At 37.6% G+C, this 407-nt stretch carries 1 protein-coding gene; it reads left to right on the plus strand.

The window, feature by feature from the left end:
• The coding region (locus E3E36_RS12410; RefSeq protein WP_206203727.1) for a hypothetical protein at positions 1-407 on the plus strand (407 nt) is incomplete at both ends.

A 407-nucleotide genomic window follows, 5' to 3' on the forward strand; every position in this document is an offset into this window, starting at 1 on the left:
TACTCACAATGCCGAAATTCCTGATAAGAAAGGAATGGATAAAAAGTTTGAAGATGTTTTTAGTGATTATCAGCTAACAGAACGCTTACAAATTTTAGGTTTTGGCAGTCGGGATGCTTATTTGGAAGCCATCGAAACTATCGGAGACAAGGCTAAGAATATGGTAACACACTATGTAGAGCAAATTTTTACTGGTGGGTTTAAGGCACAGATAGTGGCAAATAGTCGTGAAGCAGCAGTCAGGTACAAAGTAGCCATTGAGGAGGCATTAAAAGAAAAAATTGCTGAATTTGAAATCAATAATCCTATGAAGGTAAATGTTGATGTGTTAAAGCAATTAGAAGTAGCCGTAGTTATCTCAGGTAGTCACAACGATGCTCCACACATCAAAGCATTTACAAATGGCG

It is taken from the genome of Thermococcus sp. M36, from assembly GCF_012027355.1.
Classification (GTDB): Archaea; Methanobacteriota_B; Thermococci; order Thermococcales; family Thermococcaceae; genus Thermococcus.